The organism is Nonlabens sp. (genome assembly GCF_018401815.1).
Classification (GTDB): Bacteria; Bacteroidota; Bacteroidia; order Flavobacteriales; family Flavobacteriaceae; genus Nonlabens.
The window spans coordinates 184,267-198,940 of the sequence record NZ_JAGYKG010000003.1; the positions used below are offsets into that span (position 1 = coordinate 184,267).

The following is a 14,674-nucleotide window of genomic DNA, read 5'->3' on the forward strand; positions in this document are numbered from 1 at the left end:
CATAAAAAAAGCTGCCCGGTAAGGACAGCTTTTTATATAATTAAAAGGATTACTTTCTGCGCGCTTCTTTGATACGTGCTTTCTTTCCAGTAAGCTCTCTGAAGTAGAAAATACGTTTTCTACGAACAGCTCCTTGTTTGTTGATTTCAATTTTTTGAATCGCCGGAAGATTGATAGGGAAAATACGTTCCACACCTATACCTCCAGACATTTTTCTAATTGTAAATGTTTTTGTTAATCCAGTACCTCTTAATTGAAGTACAACTCCACGGAAGAACTGTGTACGGCTTTTTTCACCTTCTTTGATCTCGTAAAATACAGTGATCGTATCTCCAGCCGAGAATTTAGGAAAATCTTTTTTTTCAATGAATTCGTCTTGTACGAATTTTACTAATTGTTCCATATTACTAGGAATTAAAATATTTAAGTAAGGACTAACATTCACGATTATCGTCAGAGGTTAATTTTTACGAGTTGCAAAAATACAACCTTGTCATCAACTGACAAATAAAATAAGAAGTTTTTAAAGGGGGTTACCTAATAATCAATTTTTTTACAAAATTGGAAGAGGTAGTACTCACTCTAAGAAAGTACATTCCAGTACTTAATTTAGAAACATCAAAAGTTTGTACATCACTATTAATGCTCCTTTTTGCATTATACACTTGCTTGCCTAAGGAGTTGATAATAGTTAGATCAAGATCATTGCTCGTAGAACTAGAAAAAGTAATTCTTAAAAAGCCATCTTTGACTGGATTGGTTAGGATGGTAAGTTGTTCCTTTTCTTTTTGAATAGGGTCTACAACAACTATATCCTTACCAAAATCTGGTATGGACGCAGCACTGAACGAGAACGCAAAAACGCTTATAAATAAAAAGAGTACTGTTTTTCTCATAATAAAATTCTCTAGCAAATTTAAAACTTTTTAACCAATTATTGGGGTTAATCTTCGCTTAAAAGATCGGGCCTTCTTTCTTGTGTTCTTTCCAAAGCCTTCTCTTCCCTCCATAACTCTATGGCTCCAAGGTTACCACTTAATAGTATTTCAGGAACTTTATGACCCTTATAGTCTGCAGGACGTGTATAAACGGGAGGGGCCAGCAGTCCGTCTTGAAAACTATCGGTCAAAGCACTAGTTTCATCACTAATCACGCCAGGAATTAATCGGATTAACGCATCACATAAAACAGCAGCTCCTAACTCGCCACCAGATAGAACATAATCTCCTATAGAGATTTCTTTGGTAATGTATAGATCGCGCACCCGTTGGTCGATTCCTTTATAATGGCCACATACAATCATGATGTTTTCTTTAAGTGAAAGGTGGTTAGCCATTCTTTGATTTAAGGTTTCACCGTCTGGAGTCATATAAATCACTTCGTCGTATTCTCGCTCTGACTTTAGTCCGTTAATCATCTTATCTAGTGGCTCAATCATCATCACCATTCCTGCTCCACCGCCATACTGATAATCGTCTACCTGATTGTATGTATTAAGTCCGTACTTTCTTAAATTATGCATATACACTTCTACGAGGCCTTTCTCGATGCTTCGTTTTAAAATGGAAGCTTCAAATGGACTTTGTATTAATTCAGGTAATAAGGTGATGATGTCTATACGCACGATGCTGTTTTAGGGCAAAGTTAAAGGAATTGTTCGAGGTTAACAGAAAAAGGAGCAGTTGTTAACTTTAAATAACTCCTATAACACTATGTTTTCAATCAACTCCAGTCATTCTCTTCTAGTTCAAATATATCGAATACGGTTACTTTAAAAACGCTAGCCATTTTTAACGCTAGTAGGGTAGAGGGTACATATTTTCCTTTTTCTATCGTATTAATGGTTTGACGGCTTACTTGTATTTGATCTGCTAGATCTTGTTGTGTAAAATCATGCATGGCTCGCAATACTTTTAATTTATTCTTCATCACTCGCCTTTTGAAGTTGGTGTTTTTTCCATTCCAACCTAATAATGAAAAATAACAATAAGGTAAATACATTAAAAACAGTCATCACGATCATATCCAAATCGGTAAGAAAAAATAAGGACAAGATCAAAATGGAATAATTAAAGTAAATGGCCCATATCAAAGAGCTTTTTCTAATATCGCTGATCAACTCATCTTCAATTCGTTCTTTAGAGAATCCAAATAGAAGCCCACCTATAATTATAGATAAAATGATCAAGTGTATGCTAATGTTCGTTTCTACCATCTGAAAATACTCTCGCTCAGAAAATAGAGGGTTGGTCATAATTACAGGCATTCTGATGTCTAGAAAAGACAATTCTACATCAACATTAAAAAGCATGCCCATAATAAAGAGGCTAAAACCAATTGTAAATAGTAGCAACCCCACTTTTTTATACTTGTAAGGAAATAAATAATTTTTCATAAAAAGTTTATTTTTAAAGCAAATGTAATATAAATTATACTAAAAGTAAAATAGACTGTACAAAAAGTAATATAAAATTTACAATTAAAGGTGGTTGATAGCACTTGTAAACTATGCTAGCAGTTCAATAACTATTTAAGTAGTTGGATAACTAAATTATTAGTTATACATTTGAGTGACCTAATAATCACACCAACATTAATCCTATAGTTATGGAAAAATTAACGCAAAAAGAAGAAGAGGTAATGCAAGCACTTTGGAGTCTCAAGAACGCTTTTGTCAAAGAAATCGTTCCTGAACTCCAGGGAGCTAACCATTATAATACAGTTTCTACTATTGTTCGCAAGCTGGAAGAAAAGGCATATGTAGCTCATGAAGCCTTTGGTAAGACGCATCGTTATTTCCCTATTGTTGAAAAAGAAGCCTACCGCAACAAGTTTGTAACTCATGCGATGACCAGTTATTTTAATGATTCTTATAAGAATATGGTTTCCTTTTTTGCAAAAGATGAGAAAATAAGCGCTACAGAATTGAGAGAGATTTTGGAAATGATAGAATCTAAAGAGAAATAAGATGGAAGCTGTACTAGAATACCTATTAAAAAGCGCAGGAGTACTCAGTATATTTGTACTCGTGTATCATTTTTTATTGCGCCGCCTTACTTTTTTCAATACCAACCGGTGGTTTTTATTAGCTGGTATTGCTGCTAGCATCCTCGTTCCCTTAATAGAAATTACTCAAATCGTTTATATAGAGCAGACAGAGCAACTGAACTATACCCCTCAACAATTTTATACTCCCATGGCTGTGATTCATGAGCAACTGCTGGTGGAAGCAACCACTTTTGATTATGGAATGCTCGCCAGTTACCTATACCTGGCTATGGCCCTGTTTTTCCTTAGTAAAATGCTGGTAGAACTAAGCTCTTTGCGCAGTTTGATTCGTTCTGGATCTCAAAAACGAGTTGGGAAGTTTGTTTTTGTTACGCTTTCGCGAAAGCTAACCCCCTTCAGTTTCTTTAACTATATATGTTACTCTCGAGAAGATGAAGGCACAGCAGCACTAAATGTAATCTTAGAGCACGAAAAAGTTCATGCAAAGCAATGGCACTCTATTGACCTACTAATATCCCATATTTTTAGAGCTCTTTTTTGGTTCAATCCGCTAGTCTGGTTATTAAAAAGACAGATAGGGGAGAACCTCGAGTTTATTGCCGACTCCAAGGCCAAAACACAAAACACCACAGGAATAAGCTACGAACGTACCTTGCTCAGCACGGTGGCCTGTCATATGCAGCCTGCACTAGCCAATAATTTCTTTACCCCATTTATTAAAAAACGAATTCTTATGTTACAAAAAGAAGCCTCAGCTCAGTGGAACGCGTATAAATATGCTTTGATATTGCCCGTAATAGCACTTTTCCTTTACAGCTTTAATGTGGTGGAAGAAGTGGAGTATGTGGATAACGAGAAACCCCAAATTTCAAATTCTGAAACCTCAGTTGATAGTTACAAAGAATTGGTTTTTGATATTACTAGTGCCACCACAGATGCCCAACTAGAAGCTTATCGAATCCAAATTGAAGATCAAGGGACTTACCAATTGAGATTTGATGATATCGTTAGAGAGGTAAACGGGCTTTTAAAATCCGTGAGTATTTCGGCAAAGTTCCCCGGTAAAGATTGGGAAAAAGGTGTTACAGTGGCGTACCTCACAACTGATGATTTAATGTTATTAATCGCATACCCTGAGAAGGTTTCGTTACATATTCCCAAAGATAAAACCACACTTTCTATAGATCAAAATGGAAGTCAAGTGCTTGTTCCAGATGCAATTATTTATGGAGATACAACTGAGGTTACAGAAGATTCCACAGATCCCATCCTAGATTTTGATCACAACATCACTTTTAAAATAGATGCCACATCTACAAAAGAATACCTCGATGAAAAGAAGGAATATTTAAAAAAGGAATACAACGTAGATGTGGACTACAGCAGATTGAAAATAAAAAATGAAAAGATCATTAGGATTAAAATCACACTAGACGATAATGACGGGTATACCAGTTCTCAATCCTATGCTAATGATGACGGCATCCCTGAACTATGCGTCACAGGAGTTATTAAAGAAGATGCTAAGTCCTGGAGTATGGGTCCTTGCAAGGCTAACACTCTTCGGGAGTCTTATTCCTTACCTAGTGTAAGTTATACGGTATCCAGAAACGCCTCATCCATTGATATGGATAGTTTGATGAATCAGGTACAGGAGCAAATTAAGAGCATCAATTTAGCAGAACTACATCTAGAAATGAAACATATCACTATGGATAGTCTTCTTAGAGAGGCATCTATCCAAATGAAAAACCTAGACATAGATTCTTTGCAACATGAATTGCAAATTCAATTCAAGAAGATGAACATGGATTCCTTGACAAATACGATAGAGGTGATTCGGTTCCAACAGCCGAAAACAATGTATACGTTTGAAAACGGTACCTCTACTAGACCCACTACAGCGGCTCAAATAAAACGAGGTTTAGGAAAAAACCCACCTCTTACTATTGTTGATGGGAAAGAAATGTATGAGGAAGAATGGAAATTAATATCACCAGACCATATTGAAAGTGTAACTGTTTATAAAGACAGTGCAGCACGTATAAAATATGGAGAGAAAGGTAAAAATGGTGTACTGATTATAACTACAATACCATTAAAAAATCAAGAAAATAGACATGAGTTAAAAGGAAAAGCAGAAGAAAAACGACAAGAAACAGTTCATAAACGTCAAGAATTGAGATCAGAAAGTCAACAGCGTAGGGACTCTTTAATTCAACAAAGAATCATTCTGACAGAAGGAAAGCGTGCTCAAATGAAAGAGAAACGAGCACAGGTTAAATCTGATAAAGAAGAGGCAATGGCTCAAAGAGTCGAAAATGTCACCAGTTTTTTAATGGAGCATAAAGGTCAAGGCCGTCTTTTTATAGATGACAAGGAATTTTTTTACATCACCAACCCATCTAAAGAGGGCTTTGAAAAGTTTCAAAAAGACTTGGAGAACGCAGGTCATACTTTTAAACTAATTACGAATCATATGAAGAGTGATCGATTGGTAAAATTGAAATACGAAATCAACGGTTTTCAACACACTTATGAAAATGAAAAAGGAGTCAAGCAACTTCAAATCACCTTTATAAAAAACAACAAAAATCCGATCATAACCACGGTTCCCTTTTAGAAAAAAAAAACACGGATTTAAATCAAGATGACCCACAAAACCCATTCTAAATTCTAGGATGGGTTTTGCGTTTTATTAATACAAATCGGGCTGTCAAAACCTTACCTTTGATTTATGAAGAAAGGAGTATTCAAAATATTGTCTAAAATCAATAAAGCAGTTTTGCCCAGCTTTACCAAAAGGAGGTTAGACCTTGCAAAAGCTAGTAAATTTCAAATGGCAGTTTTTGGATACAAATTATGGGTAACTAAAAATTCACTAGACTAATGTTTTGTAATATTCCAGATCAATTAGGTAGAATGATCTCGCTTGATCAACTGCCAGAACGCATCATATCTTTAGTACCCTCTCAAACAGAATTATTAATAGATTTAGGTCTAGAAGACAGGCTTGTGGGAGTCACCCGTTATTGCGTACACCCAGCTGGATTAATCGATAAAAAAGAGGTGGTAGGAGGTACTAAAAAAATAGTAGAATCTCGTATTTTAGAGCTACAACCAGATCTTATTATTTGTAATCGAGAAGAAAACACACCAGCTATCGTTTCCTTTTGCGATCATATCGCACCTACTTATGTCTCTGATGTAGATAATCTAGAACAAGCTCTAGAAATGATAGCTGATCTAGGTGAGCTTACAGGAGCCAGGTTTAAGGCAAAATCAGTAATAAGAGCTATTTCTAGTTCTTTCAAAACCTTGAAAAAACCAGAGGTAGCACATAAAGCACTGTATCTTATTTGGAAAAAACCTTATATGAGTGTTGGAAAAGGTACTTTTATTAATGACATGCTCGAAAAAGCTGGATTTATAAATGCTGCTCAAGGATTTATCAGATACCCAGAACTAGACGTAGATGCCATAATCAAGCTCCAGCCAGAGGTGGTGTTTTTATCTTCAGAGCCTTATCCATTTACTACCGAAGATATTGCCGAGTTGAAACTAGCATTTCTTACAGCACCATCACAAGACCCAATTAAGCCAAATGTTATTCCTGAATTTAAAGTAGTAGACGGCGAGCTATTCTCATGGTATGGATCCAGATTATTAAAAACACCAGCCTATTTACAAAGGTTACAGCCCAAGAAAAGGGATGTGAATTTTTAACAAAACACTTTTTTATATTTCTTGTAACTTTGAGTGAATAACAGACACCAATCAATTAAATAATTATAACATGAGAAAAATAAGCGGATTAGGTATAGCAGGAATAATACTAGGCCTTTTTGTTCTTTATGGCATCTATTGGTACAACAGTACTATAAGCACCAATGAAGGTGTAGCCAGCTCTTGGGCAAATGTAGAAACCACCTATCAAAGGCGTAATGATTTGATTCCCAATATTGTGGCAACAGCTAAGAAGTATGCTGAGTTTGAACAAGAAACCTTAATTGGTGTTATTGAGGCAAGAGCTAATGCTACTTCTATTAAAGTAGATGCCTCTGAACTCACAGAAGAAAATATAGCGGCCTACTCTAAAGCACAAAGTGCGGTAAGCACAGGACTGGGAAGGCTTCTAGCGACTTATGAAAATTACCCGAACCTCAAAGCAAACGAAAACTTTAAGGAGTTAATCAATGAGCTAAGTAGGTCAGAAAATAGAATTAGTGTGGCCAGAACACGTTATAATGATGCTGTAAAAGTTTATAATGTAAAGATCAAACGTTTTCCAGGAAATGTCATGGCGGGTATTTATGGCTTTGAGGAAGCTGCATTTTACAAAGCAGATGAAGGCGCAGAAAAAGCACCAGATGTGGGTAACTTACTTGGAACTAATTAAGGATGTCAGTTCAAGTAGAGGACTTTCTCACCGCTTCACAAGAGCAAGCCATTATAGAAGCCATTCGTCAAGCAGAAATGCGCACGAGTGGAGAAATACGGGTACATCTGGAGTCCCAATGTCAAGAGCCTATAAAGCGTGCTCAAGAATTATTTCATTTGCTTAAAATGGATAATACTAAAGAAGAAAACGGAATTCTCTTTTACGTTTCTGTTGATGATAAAAAGTTTGCTTTGATAGGGGATCGTGGTATTCACGCCCGAGTAGGAGATGATTTTTGGAGCGCTGTAAGAGATGAAGTTTTGTCTCGCTTTCGCGAAAGCGAATTTCAAAATGGCCTTATTGCAGGGATAGAACTAGTAGGCGAAAAGCTTGCGGCTTATTTCCCGTGGGATACGGATAATACCAATGAACTCTCAAACGAAATCTCTGTAAGCTGATGAAGTATTTTTTATACCTAATCCTAGCGTTTTTAAGCTGTTCTCAACTTGCTCAAGCACAGTTTGATATTCCTAATCGCCCTTCAAATGGGCAGCAAATTTTTGTTTACGATTATGCAGACCTATTACCCAAAGCACAAAAAGAAACGCTCAACCTTAAGTTAAAACGCTACGCAGACACCACTTCTACGCAAATCGTATTTGCTATCATTAGTACTGCTAATGGAGAAGAACTGGATGAGCTAGGAGCGAAGTGGGGACAAGAATGGGGTATAGGACAAAAGGGAAAGGATAATGGGATACTGCTTATTCTGGCTGTTAATGATCGTAAAGTAGACATCAATACAGGCTTCGGCATCGAGTCTATATTATCTGATGCAGATGCAGAACGCATTGTTAATCGTGTATTAGTCCCCAATTTTAGAAATAAAAATTATTACCAAGGCCTTGATCAAGGTGCTGATGCTATTTTTCAGGGACTTCAAGGAGAGTTTAAAGGTTCTGGTGCTACTAGTGATCGCATTCCTTGGTCTTTGTTATTGATTATAGGGGTATTTCTTTTGATCCTTATTCTTAATCTGCGGAATAAAAATAAAGGTAATGGTACTAGAGGTGGTAGAAATGCGGGTCCCTCTTTACTAGACATTATCGTTTTAAGCAGTTTGGGGAGAGGCGGTTTTGGTGGCGGGGGTAGCGGCTCTGGCGGCGGTTTTGGCGGTGGCTTCGGCGGTGGTGGTTTTGGTGGTGGTGGTGCGGGTGGTAGCTGGTAGTAGCAAGTACCACATCACGGCTATTAACAAGCTCTTAATTAACAGCACCTGCAAATTATCTAGATGACGGTAATTTATAGCTACTTAGTTCCATAAATGTTGAGTTGCTTTTAGAGCAAGTTTAAAAATGATGTGGAAGAATAACGAGTATCTGAAAAACAGATGTTTTTTTAGTTCAATAAATTAGATTTTAAGCGCTGATCTGTTATTACACTATTAAAATAGTCTTTCAAATACCACAGCGCATGCTTTTAATCCAAAAAACAAGGCAGAGTATGGATATTAGTAAGCCGTCTAAAAGTCGATAAACATAGTTGAACTATGTATATTTGCAAATTAATTTTGAGTCTATGGCATTAAATAAAAATGGAGTATTAGGATGGGCAACGTTGATCATGATCATAATAGGAATTGGTTTGATCGCATTGGGAGCTTATAGATATACCGATGTCGGATTTGGTTTTGCTGCGGTAGGTGCGGGTTTCTTTGCTATTGCTTGGGTTTTTAATGCGCTTAAAGGAAGAGTATAGGTGAAAGAAGTGATCCAATTTAAAGACATGAATACACCGCGCTACAAGATGGTACTTGTGCTGGCAATTCTTATGTTACTAATGGCATCATGTTTCTTTTTCATCAACTTAAAAATTTACAGTTCGATCGCTGCCCTCGCGGCAGTAACATTATTTTATTTTAATAGTTATGAAGGGTTTTCAACGCGTAACTCTGCTTCTTACAGTCGCAATTCAATAACTGTTAAATTAGTAGGTAGAAAAACTTTTGGTTTCCGTTTTAAAGAATTAGAAAAACTTGACCTTTCAGGTAAAGGTCTTTACATAAAATCCAAGGGAATGGAGGCGATTACACTTTCGCGAAAGCGCTATGAAGACAATTCCTTAACCCAATTACATTATATTTTACAAGAAAAAAGCACATCCAATGAGCGACGATAAGCAAGTTATTTTTTCCATGTCAGGTCTTTCAAAGACGTATCAAAGTACAGGAAAACAAGTATTAAAAAATATTCATCTTAGTTTTTTCTACGGTGCAAAAATTGGTATTCTAGGTCTTAACGGTTCTGGTAAATCTACTTTGATGAAAATCATTGCAGGGACTGAAAAGAACTATCAAGGAGATATCAACTTTTTACCTGGTTACCATGTAGGTTATCTGGAGCAAGAGCCAGAGCTGGATGAGACAAAGACTGTTATGGAAATTGTACGCGAAGGTGTAGCAGAAACCGTAGCCGTTCTTGATGAATACAATAAAATCAACGACGATTTTGGTCTAGAAGAAGTATACTCAGATGCCGATAGGATGGAGAAGTTGATGAATCGTCAAGCGGTTCTTCAAGATAAAATCGATGCTTTAAATGCTTGGGAGCTGGATACCAAACTAGAAATAGCAATGGACGCCTTACGCACGCCGCCTGGGGAAGCTGAGATCAAGAACCTCTCTGGTGGAGAACGTCGTCGTGTAGCGCTTTGTAGACTGTTATTACAGCAGCCAGAAATACTGTTGTTAGATGAACCAACCAACCACCTGGATGCAGAGTCTGTATTATGGCTAGAACAACATCTTGCTCAATATAAAGGAACAGTCATCGCTGTAACTCACGATAGGTACTTTTTAGATAATGTTGCAGGATGGATCTTAGAATTGGATCGAGGTGAAGGAATTCCATGGAAAGGGAATTATTCCAGTTGGTTAGAGCAAAAAGGAAACCGTCTAGCAAAAGAAGAAAAAACAGAATCTAAAAGACAGAAAACTCTTCAACGAGAGCTGGATTGGGTACGTCAGGGAGCAAAAGGTAGACAGACCAAACAGAAAGCGCGTTTAAATAATTACGACAAGCTTTTAAATGAAGATCAAAAAGCTAAAGAAGAAAAGCTGGAAATCTATATTCCTAACGGTCCACGTCTGGGAACTAATGTGATTGAAGCTAATGGAGTGAGCAAGGCATTTGGAGATAAGCTGCTTTATGAAAATTTAAATTTTGTATTGCCTCAAAACGGAATTGTTGGGATTATAGGTCCTAACGGTGCTGGTAAAACCACCATCTTTAAAATGATCATGGATCAAGAAAAGCCGGATAAAGGTTCTTTTACGGTAGGAGAAACGGTACAGCTGGCTTATGTAGACCAAGATCATTCTAATATAGATCCAGAGAAGTCCATCTGGGAGAACTTTGCAGACAGTCAGGACATGATTATGATGGGAGGGAAAATGGTAAATTCAAGGGCCTATCTAAGTCGTTTTAATTTTTCAGGTAGTGAACAAAATAAAAAGGTATCGGCACTTTCTGGTGGAGAGCGCAACCGTTTGCACCTTGCTATGACACTTAAAGAAGAAGGAAACGTATTACTATTAGATGAGCCAACTAATGATCTTGACGTCAATACTCTACGGGCATTAGAAGAAGGGCTGGATAATTTTGCAGGTTGTGCCGTGATTATCTCGCACGACAGGTGGTTTTTAGATAGAGTTTGTACGCATATTATCGCTTTTGAAGGGGATTCTCAAATCTATTCTTTTGAAGGTAGTTTTACAGAATATGAAGAAAACAAAAGAAAACGACTAGGTGATCATGCTCCTAAGAGAATACGTTATAAGAAATTGACGAGAGACTAGAAAACAACTTTTTCTACTCATACAATCCCAAAGGTTTCAAAATCTTTGGGATTTTTTAATGCCGTTATCTCAGAAAAGAATCTCAGGGATAGGCTAGTGGTATCGAGATATTTATTTAAAAAGGAACTTTTGAGTTTTAAAAACAAAACCTACTTTATGATCCATTCTTCCTTGTAAAGCAATGCCTTAGTAAAATGACCATAAATTAACGGGAATGCTGTTTTAAACTCCACATTTGATTCAAAATAGTATTCTGAAAGCACCGCCATAAATTCGTATTGGTTGGTAAAGGCGTAATTTCTAAAGAATTGTGTTTGATCTAGCTTGTTGCGCACTTCTGGTTTCATTAATTCCCTTAGAATTTTATTGGTGTATTTTTTGAATCTTACCGCATCAATATCATTACTGCGGTCACTTTCAAAATGCATCACATGGGTAAATTCATGAAGGCCCAGGTGAATATTATCATTTGTTATATCCATTCCTTCTCTAAAATCATTCCAAGAGATGGCCAATACTTTAGCGAGTGGGTTAAATTCGCCTTTATGCAAAGCTTCATTTGTAGGGCTCATAAAAGCCTCTGGGAATAATAAAATCGTATGCAGCATAGGGTACAAATAGTTGCGGCGTCCAAAACTCAATTGGCAACCAACACAAGATATCAATACCATTTGATCGTCAGTAACACCACCTTGATACCTGTTTTTAAAGTCTTTATCGGCAATAAAGGCAGCTACTCGATGTTCAAACTGCTTTTTATTTTTAACAGTAAGGTGCTGGTAAAAGGGGTACGTTTCAAGAACTTGTTTTCGCGGAAGCGATAACCTGCGATAACTTAAGGCTTGTCGGTACCATAAAAAATCACGTTTTCTTTGAAGACCGCGCAATATGAGGTGGGTAAAAATAGATAAAAACCCAAACCCTACTGCGCCAAAGGCATAAGGTGCCATCCATTGGGCTTTGTTCTCCAGCAATATGAAAGTGAGCGTATTAATCGCGAGACATGAATATGCTTAAAACATACCAGAATAAAAGCATTAAAGAGGAAAATAAACCTAGAGCAGCTCCTACATATTGATCGGTATGGTAGTGATGTACTAAGTTTGAAGTTTGATATAAAATAGCTCCTGCTGCTAGAACGACCATAACACCACTAAATAAAAGTCCCAAGTCAAAACCGAAAATCATTCCTGCGATGATAACTCCTATTGCAATTATAAAGCCTACCGCAAGGATGCTTTTGAGAAAAGAAAAATCTTTTTTAGTGATTAAAACTACTGCGCTTAAGGCGGTAAATAATGATAAGGTGACCGTAGCGGCTTGACTTAATAAACTACTTTCTTCACCAGCCATTACTTGATATTGTAAGGCTATAGCAATAAGGGGAAGGAAGATCACAGCTTCAGCGACTACAAAAAGGAGTAATCCCATATACTGCTGGTTGCGATCATGAGATTTGTGAGCCATTTTTTCGGCATAAGAAGTGGCCATCATAAAAGCTCCAAGAACTAACAACCAGGTCCAGCCTTGGGTCAAACTAAACATAAAGGTGACTAATGATTCTACCTGCAGTAAAAGTGTTTCTACTACTATAAATAAAAGTACCGCTAGAGCAACATGTAAGTAAGTCTTTTTATAAAAAACAGCCCTCGTCTCATCGTCTACTATAGAAAGTGCCTGAAAAGGGCTATCGTGTCTTAAGAAATCAGTTTGTTTCATAATTTAAAAATTAAAGAGTAAATATAATTATTATGTACCTTTCTTAACGTTAAGGAAAGATTTAAATTATTTTAAAAAGGATGAAACTTTTCTGTTTTTTTTCAGTCTTATAAAAGCATGAGTACAACACCAGATAAAGAACTTATTTCTTTAATCCTTAATAAGGCTACGACCAACCAGGGTTTCAGATCACTGGTAGGGCAATACCAAGAACAACTTTACTGGCAAATTAGAAAAATGGTTATCGTTCATGATGATGCCGATGATGTATTGCAAAACGTTTTTATCAAAATATTTAAAGGAGTGAAAAACTTTAAAGGTGATAGTAAATTGTCTACATGGATGTTTAGAATTGCCTATAATGAGAGTATTACCTTTCTTAACAAAAAAGGAAAAAGGCTACAACTATCCTCGCAAGAATTACACAATCATTTAATTGAGAGTTTAGAAGCTGATGTGTATTTTACCAGTGATGAGATACAGTTAGCTCTGAAAAAAGCTTTAGCCCAATTACCAGAAAGACAGCGAGAGGTTTTTAACCTCAGATATTACGACAATCTTCCATTTAAGATCATTGCAGAATTATTAGATTTGAGTCAAGGAGCTATAAAAAGCACCTATCACATAGCAGCAAAAAAGGTAGAACGTTTTATTAAGGAAGAATCAACTAAGTGATGGTATAAGAGTCATAACAATATGAAAAAGAATAGCATACATAACCAAGCAGGTTTTAAAGTTCCCGATGATTATTTTGAGCAACTGACTGATCGTGTATTGAAAAACACTCCTGAGCAACATTCAGAAAATCACGCGGGCTTCCTAATACCAGAAGATTACCTAATGTCTCTAGAGCACCAAATAATGAAGAGCATAGAGCAGTCAACAGAAGTGATCCCTTTGCAAGTTTCTAAGACCAAACAATGGCGGTATACAGTCCTAGCAATGGCAGCTTTATTCATAGGTTTTATAACTATTAATGGATTAGTTACCCAAGACAAGCTTACTTTTGCAGATTTAGAAGACCAAGAAATTACAGACTTTTTAGTAAATGCTGATTTTATGCATGATGAGGAGTCTGTAGCATTACTTTTTGCAGATAATACTATTTTGAGTGAAATAGAAATGGAAGAGCATATAACCGATAAGGAGCTTTTTGAATTCCTCATGGAAGACGCTTCTTTGAATCAAATAATCATAGAATGAACAATATCTATATCATCTTACTTACCATATGCTGCTCCCTAGGCATGAATGCGCAAAATTCAGATCATTTAGATCATCAGGATCGTAAAAAAGAGATGAGAGATCGAATCAAAGCTCTTTCCATTGCTCATATAACTAAAGAGTTAGATCTTACTACCAAAGAAGCAGAGAAATTTTGGCCTCTATACAATCAGGTGAAAGACGAGCGGAATAGACTAGAGAGCAATAAGAAAAGTCTAATTAACAAGCTGGAAACAGAATTTGAGACGATGAGTGAGAGTCGGGCCCTCTCTTATGTGGATCAAATGGTCGCACTAGATCAAAAAATTGTAGCTACCAATCTAGATTATAATCACGAAGAAATAATTAAAGTAATAGGTGCAAAGCGATTTCTTAAATTAAAAAAAGCCGAATTAGACTTTAGGCGTAACATGATTAATGAGTACAGAGACCGCAACCGGAGAAATTAGCTAGGTTGGAAAAAAATATGCCTTTTACCTTTTTGT

The 14,674-nt window shown here is 36.6% G+C and carries 20 protein-coding genes; 13 read left to right on the top strand and 7 right to left on the bottom strand.

What is annotated here, in order from left to right:
* Positions 1-49 precede the first annotated feature (49 nt).
* The 5 genes from rplS to KG732_RS07465 form a co-directional block, all read right to left on the bottom strand.
* Positions 50-403 carry a 50S ribosomal protein L19 gene (gene rplS / locus KG732_RS07445; RefSeq protein ID WP_213522031.1) on the bottom strand — a complete coding sequence of 118 codons (354 nt, stop codon included), beginning with the start codon at positions 401-403 and terminating at the stop codon, positions 50-52.
* A gap of 130 nt (positions 404-533) precedes the next feature.
* Positions 534-896, bottom strand: a complete 363-nt coding sequence (locus KG732_RS07450; protein ID WP_213522033.1) for a T9SS type A sorting domain-containing protein — start codon at positions 894-896, stop codon at positions 534-536.
* A 47-nt stretch (positions 897-943) separates the two neighbouring features.
* Positions 944-1,624 carry a tRNA (guanosine(37)-N1)-methyltransferase TrmD gene (trmD, locus tag KG732_RS07455; protein ID WP_213522035.1) on the bottom strand — a complete coding sequence of 227 codons (681 nt, stop codon included), beginning with the start codon at positions 1,622-1,624 and terminating at the stop codon, positions 944-946.
* 98 nt (positions 1,625-1,722) lie between these two features.
* The gene (locus tag KG732_RS07460; protein WP_300980386.1) at positions 1,723-1,929 is read right to left on the bottom strand and encodes a helix-turn-helix transcriptional regulator; all 207 of its coding nucleotides are present in this window, start codon (positions 1,927-1,929) and stop codon (positions 1,723-1,725) included.
* The gene (locus tag KG732_RS07465; protein ID WP_213522039.1) at positions 1,919-2,395 is read right to left on the bottom strand and encodes a hypothetical protein; all 477 of its coding nucleotides are present in this window, start codon (positions 2,393-2,395) and stop codon (positions 1,919-1,921) included. The genes KG732_RS07460 and KG732_RS07465 overlap by 11 nt, the downstream gene beginning before the upstream one ends.
* 212 nt (positions 2,396-2,607) lie before the next feature.
* Between KG732_RS07465 and KG732_RS07470 the strand changes: the two genes are divergently transcribed.
* The 10 genes from KG732_RS07470 to ettA all read left to right on the top strand — a co-directional run bounded on the left by KG732_RS07470 (position 2,608) and on the right by ettA (position 11,246).
* Positions 2,608-2,967, top strand: a complete 360-nt coding sequence (locus KG732_RS07470) for a BlaI/MecI/CopY family transcriptional regulator (protein ID WP_213522041.1) — start codon at positions 2,608-2,610, stop codon at positions 2,965-2,967.
* Position 2,968: 1 nt separating this feature from the next.
* Positions 2,969-5,632 carry a M56 family metallopeptidase gene (locus tag KG732_RS07475; RefSeq protein WP_213522043.1) on the top strand — a complete coding sequence of 888 codons (2,664 nt, stop codon included), beginning with the start codon at positions 2,969-2,971 and terminating at the stop codon, positions 5,630-5,632.
* A 114-nt stretch (positions 5,633-5,746) separates the two neighbouring features.
* Positions 5,747-5,899: an SsrA-binding protein gene (locus KG732_RS13065; RefSeq protein WP_292889813.1), complete on the top strand. Its 153-nt coding sequence runs from the start codon at positions 5,747-5,749 to the stop codon at positions 5,897-5,899.
* Positions 5,899-6,735, top strand: coding sequence for an ABC transporter substrate-binding protein (locus KG732_RS07480; RefSeq protein WP_213522046.1), 837 nt, complete (start codon positions 5,899-5,901; stop codon positions 6,733-6,735). The genes KG732_RS13065 and KG732_RS07480 overlap by 1 nt, the downstream gene beginning before the upstream one ends.
* Before the next feature lie 70 nt (positions 6,736-6,805).
* Positions 6,806-7,408 (top strand): LemA family protein, encoded by a 603-nt coding sequence (locus KG732_RS07485; protein WP_213522048.1) that lies wholly within the window; start codon positions 6,806-6,808, stop codon positions 7,406-7,408.
* Between the two features lie 2 nt (positions 7,409-7,410).
* Positions 7,411-7,848: a TPM domain-containing protein gene (locus KG732_RS07490; protein ID WP_213522050.1), complete on the top strand. Its 438-nt coding sequence runs from the start codon at positions 7,411-7,413 to the stop codon at positions 7,846-7,848.
* Positions 7,848-8,618: a YgcG family protein gene (locus KG732_RS07495; protein WP_213522053.1), complete on the top strand. Its 771-nt coding sequence runs from the start codon at positions 7,848-7,850 to the stop codon at positions 8,616-8,618. Before KG732_RS07490 ends, KG732_RS07495 begins: the two co-directional genes overlap by 1 nt.
* Positions 8,619-8,968: 350 nt before the next feature.
* Complete coding sequence (locus KG732_RS07500; RefSeq protein WP_213522055.1) at positions 8,969-9,148, top strand: CAL67264 family membrane protein; 180 nt, start codon at positions 8,969-8,971, stop codon at positions 9,146-9,148.
* A gap of 27 nt (positions 9,149-9,175) precedes the next feature.
* Complete coding sequence (locus KG732_RS07505; protein ID WP_213522057.1) at positions 9,176-9,568, top strand: hypothetical protein; 393 nt, start codon at positions 9,176-9,178, stop codon at positions 9,566-9,568.
* Complete coding sequence (gene ettA, locus KG732_RS07510; protein WP_213522059.1) at positions 9,555-11,246, top strand: energy-dependent translational throttle protein EttA; 1,692 nt, start codon at positions 9,555-9,557, stop codon at positions 11,244-11,246. Before KG732_RS07505 ends, ettA begins: the two co-directional genes overlap by 14 nt.
* Positions 11,247-11,395: 149 nt before the next feature.
* On the opposite strand, the gene KG732_RS07515 is transcribed toward ettA, so the two are convergent.
* Complete coding sequence (locus tag KG732_RS07515; RefSeq protein WP_213522061.1) at positions 11,396-12,196, bottom strand: zinc-dependent peptidase; 801 nt, start codon at positions 12,194-12,196, stop codon at positions 11,396-11,398.
* Positions 12,197-12,236: 40 nt separating this feature from the next.
* Positions 12,237-12,965, bottom strand: a complete 729-nt coding sequence (locus KG732_RS07520; RefSeq protein ID WP_213522063.1) for a Bax inhibitor-1 family protein — start codon at positions 12,963-12,965, stop codon at positions 12,237-12,239.
* Between the two features lie 117 nt (positions 12,966-13,082).
* On the opposite strand from KG732_RS07520, the gene KG732_RS07525 reads away from it, so the two are divergent.
* From KG732_RS07525 to KG732_RS07535, 3 genes are read left to right on the top strand one after another with little or no spacing between them, the layout of a single operon-like run.
* Positions 13,083-13,640, top strand: coding sequence for an RNA polymerase sigma factor (locus tag KG732_RS07525; protein WP_213522065.1), 558 nt, complete (start codon positions 13,083-13,085; stop codon positions 13,638-13,640).
* Between the two features lie 21 nt (positions 13,641-13,661).
* Positions 13,662-14,168 carry a hypothetical protein gene (locus KG732_RS07530; RefSeq protein WP_213522067.1) on the top strand — a complete coding sequence of 169 codons (507 nt, stop codon included), beginning with the start codon at positions 13,662-13,664 and terminating at the stop codon, positions 14,166-14,168.
* On the top strand, positions 14,165-14,638 hold the full coding sequence (locus KG732_RS07535) for a sensor of ECF-type sigma factor (protein ID WP_213522069.1): 474 nt from the start codon (positions 14,165-14,167) through the stop codon (positions 14,636-14,638). The genes KG732_RS07530 and KG732_RS07535 overlap by 4 nt, the downstream gene beginning before the upstream one ends.
* Positions 14,639-14,674: the final 36 nt, after the last annotated feature.

Coding starts and splice junctions, on each gene's coding strand:
- rplS (WP_213522031.1), bottom strand. CDS start 403: ATGGAACAATTAGTAAAATTCGTACAAGACGAATTCATTGAAAAAAAA.
- KG732_RS07450 (WP_213522033.1), bottom strand. CDS start 896: ATGAGAAAAACAGTACTCTTTTTATTTATAAGCGTTTTTGCGTTCTCG.
- KG732_RS07460 (WP_300980386.1), bottom strand. CDS start 1,929: ATGAAGAATAAATTAAAAGTATTGCGAGCCATGCATGATTTTACACAA.
- KG732_RS07465 (WP_213522039.1), bottom strand. CDS start 2,395: ATGAAAAATTATTTATTTCCTTACAAGTATAAAAAAGTGGGGTTGCTA.
- KG732_RS07470 (WP_213522041.1), top strand. CDS start 2,608: ATGGAAAAATTAACGCAAAAAGAAGAAGAGGTAATGCAAGCACTTTGG.
- KG732_RS07475 (WP_213522043.1), top strand. CDS start 2,969: ATGGAAGCTGTACTAGAATACCTATTAAAAAGCGCAGGAGTACTCAGT.
- KG732_RS13065 (WP_292889813.1), top strand. CDS start 5,747: ATGAAGAAAGGAGTATTCAAAATATTGTCTAAAATCAATAAAGCAGTT.
- KG732_RS07480 (WP_213522046.1), top strand. CDS start 5,899: ATGTTTTGTAATATTCCAGATCAATTAGGTAGAATGATCTCGCTTGAT.
- KG732_RS07485 (WP_213522048.1), top strand. CDS start 6,806: ATGAGAAAAATAAGCGGATTAGGTATAGCAGGAATAATACTAGGCCTT.
- KG732_RS07490 (WP_213522050.1), top strand. CDS start 7,411: ATGTCAGTTCAAGTAGAGGACTTTCTCACCGCTTCACAAGAGCAAGCC.
- KG732_RS07495 (WP_213522053.1), top strand. CDS start 7,848: ATGAAGTATTTTTTATACCTAATCCTAGCGTTTTTAAGCTGTTCTCAA.
- KG732_RS07500 (WP_213522055.1), top strand. CDS start 8,969: ATGGCATTAAATAAAAATGGAGTATTAGGATGGGCAACGTTGATCATG.
- KG732_RS07505 (WP_213522057.1), top strand. CDS start 9,176: ATGAATACACCGCGCTACAAGATGGTACTTGTGCTGGCAATTCTTATG.
- ettA (WP_213522059.1), top strand. CDS start 9,555: ATGAGCGACGATAAGCAAGTTATTTTTTCCATGTCAGGTCTTTCAAAG.
- KG732_RS07515 (WP_213522061.1), bottom strand. CDS start 12,196: ATGGCACCTTATGCCTTTGGCGCAGTAGGGTTTGGGTTTTTATCTATT.
- KG732_RS07520 (WP_213522063.1), bottom strand. CDS start 12,965: ATGAAACAAACTGATTTCTTAAGACACGATAGCCCTTTTCAGGCACTT.
- KG732_RS07525 (WP_213522065.1), top strand. CDS start 13,083: ATGAGTACAACACCAGATAAAGAACTTATTTCTTTAATCCTTAATAAG.
- KG732_RS07530 (WP_213522067.1), top strand. CDS start 13,662: ATGAAAAAGAATAGCATACATAACCAAGCAGGTTTTAAAGTTCCCGAT.
- KG732_RS07535 (WP_213522069.1), top strand. CDS start 14,165: ATGAACAATATCTATATCATCTTACTTACCATATGCTGCTCCCTAGGC.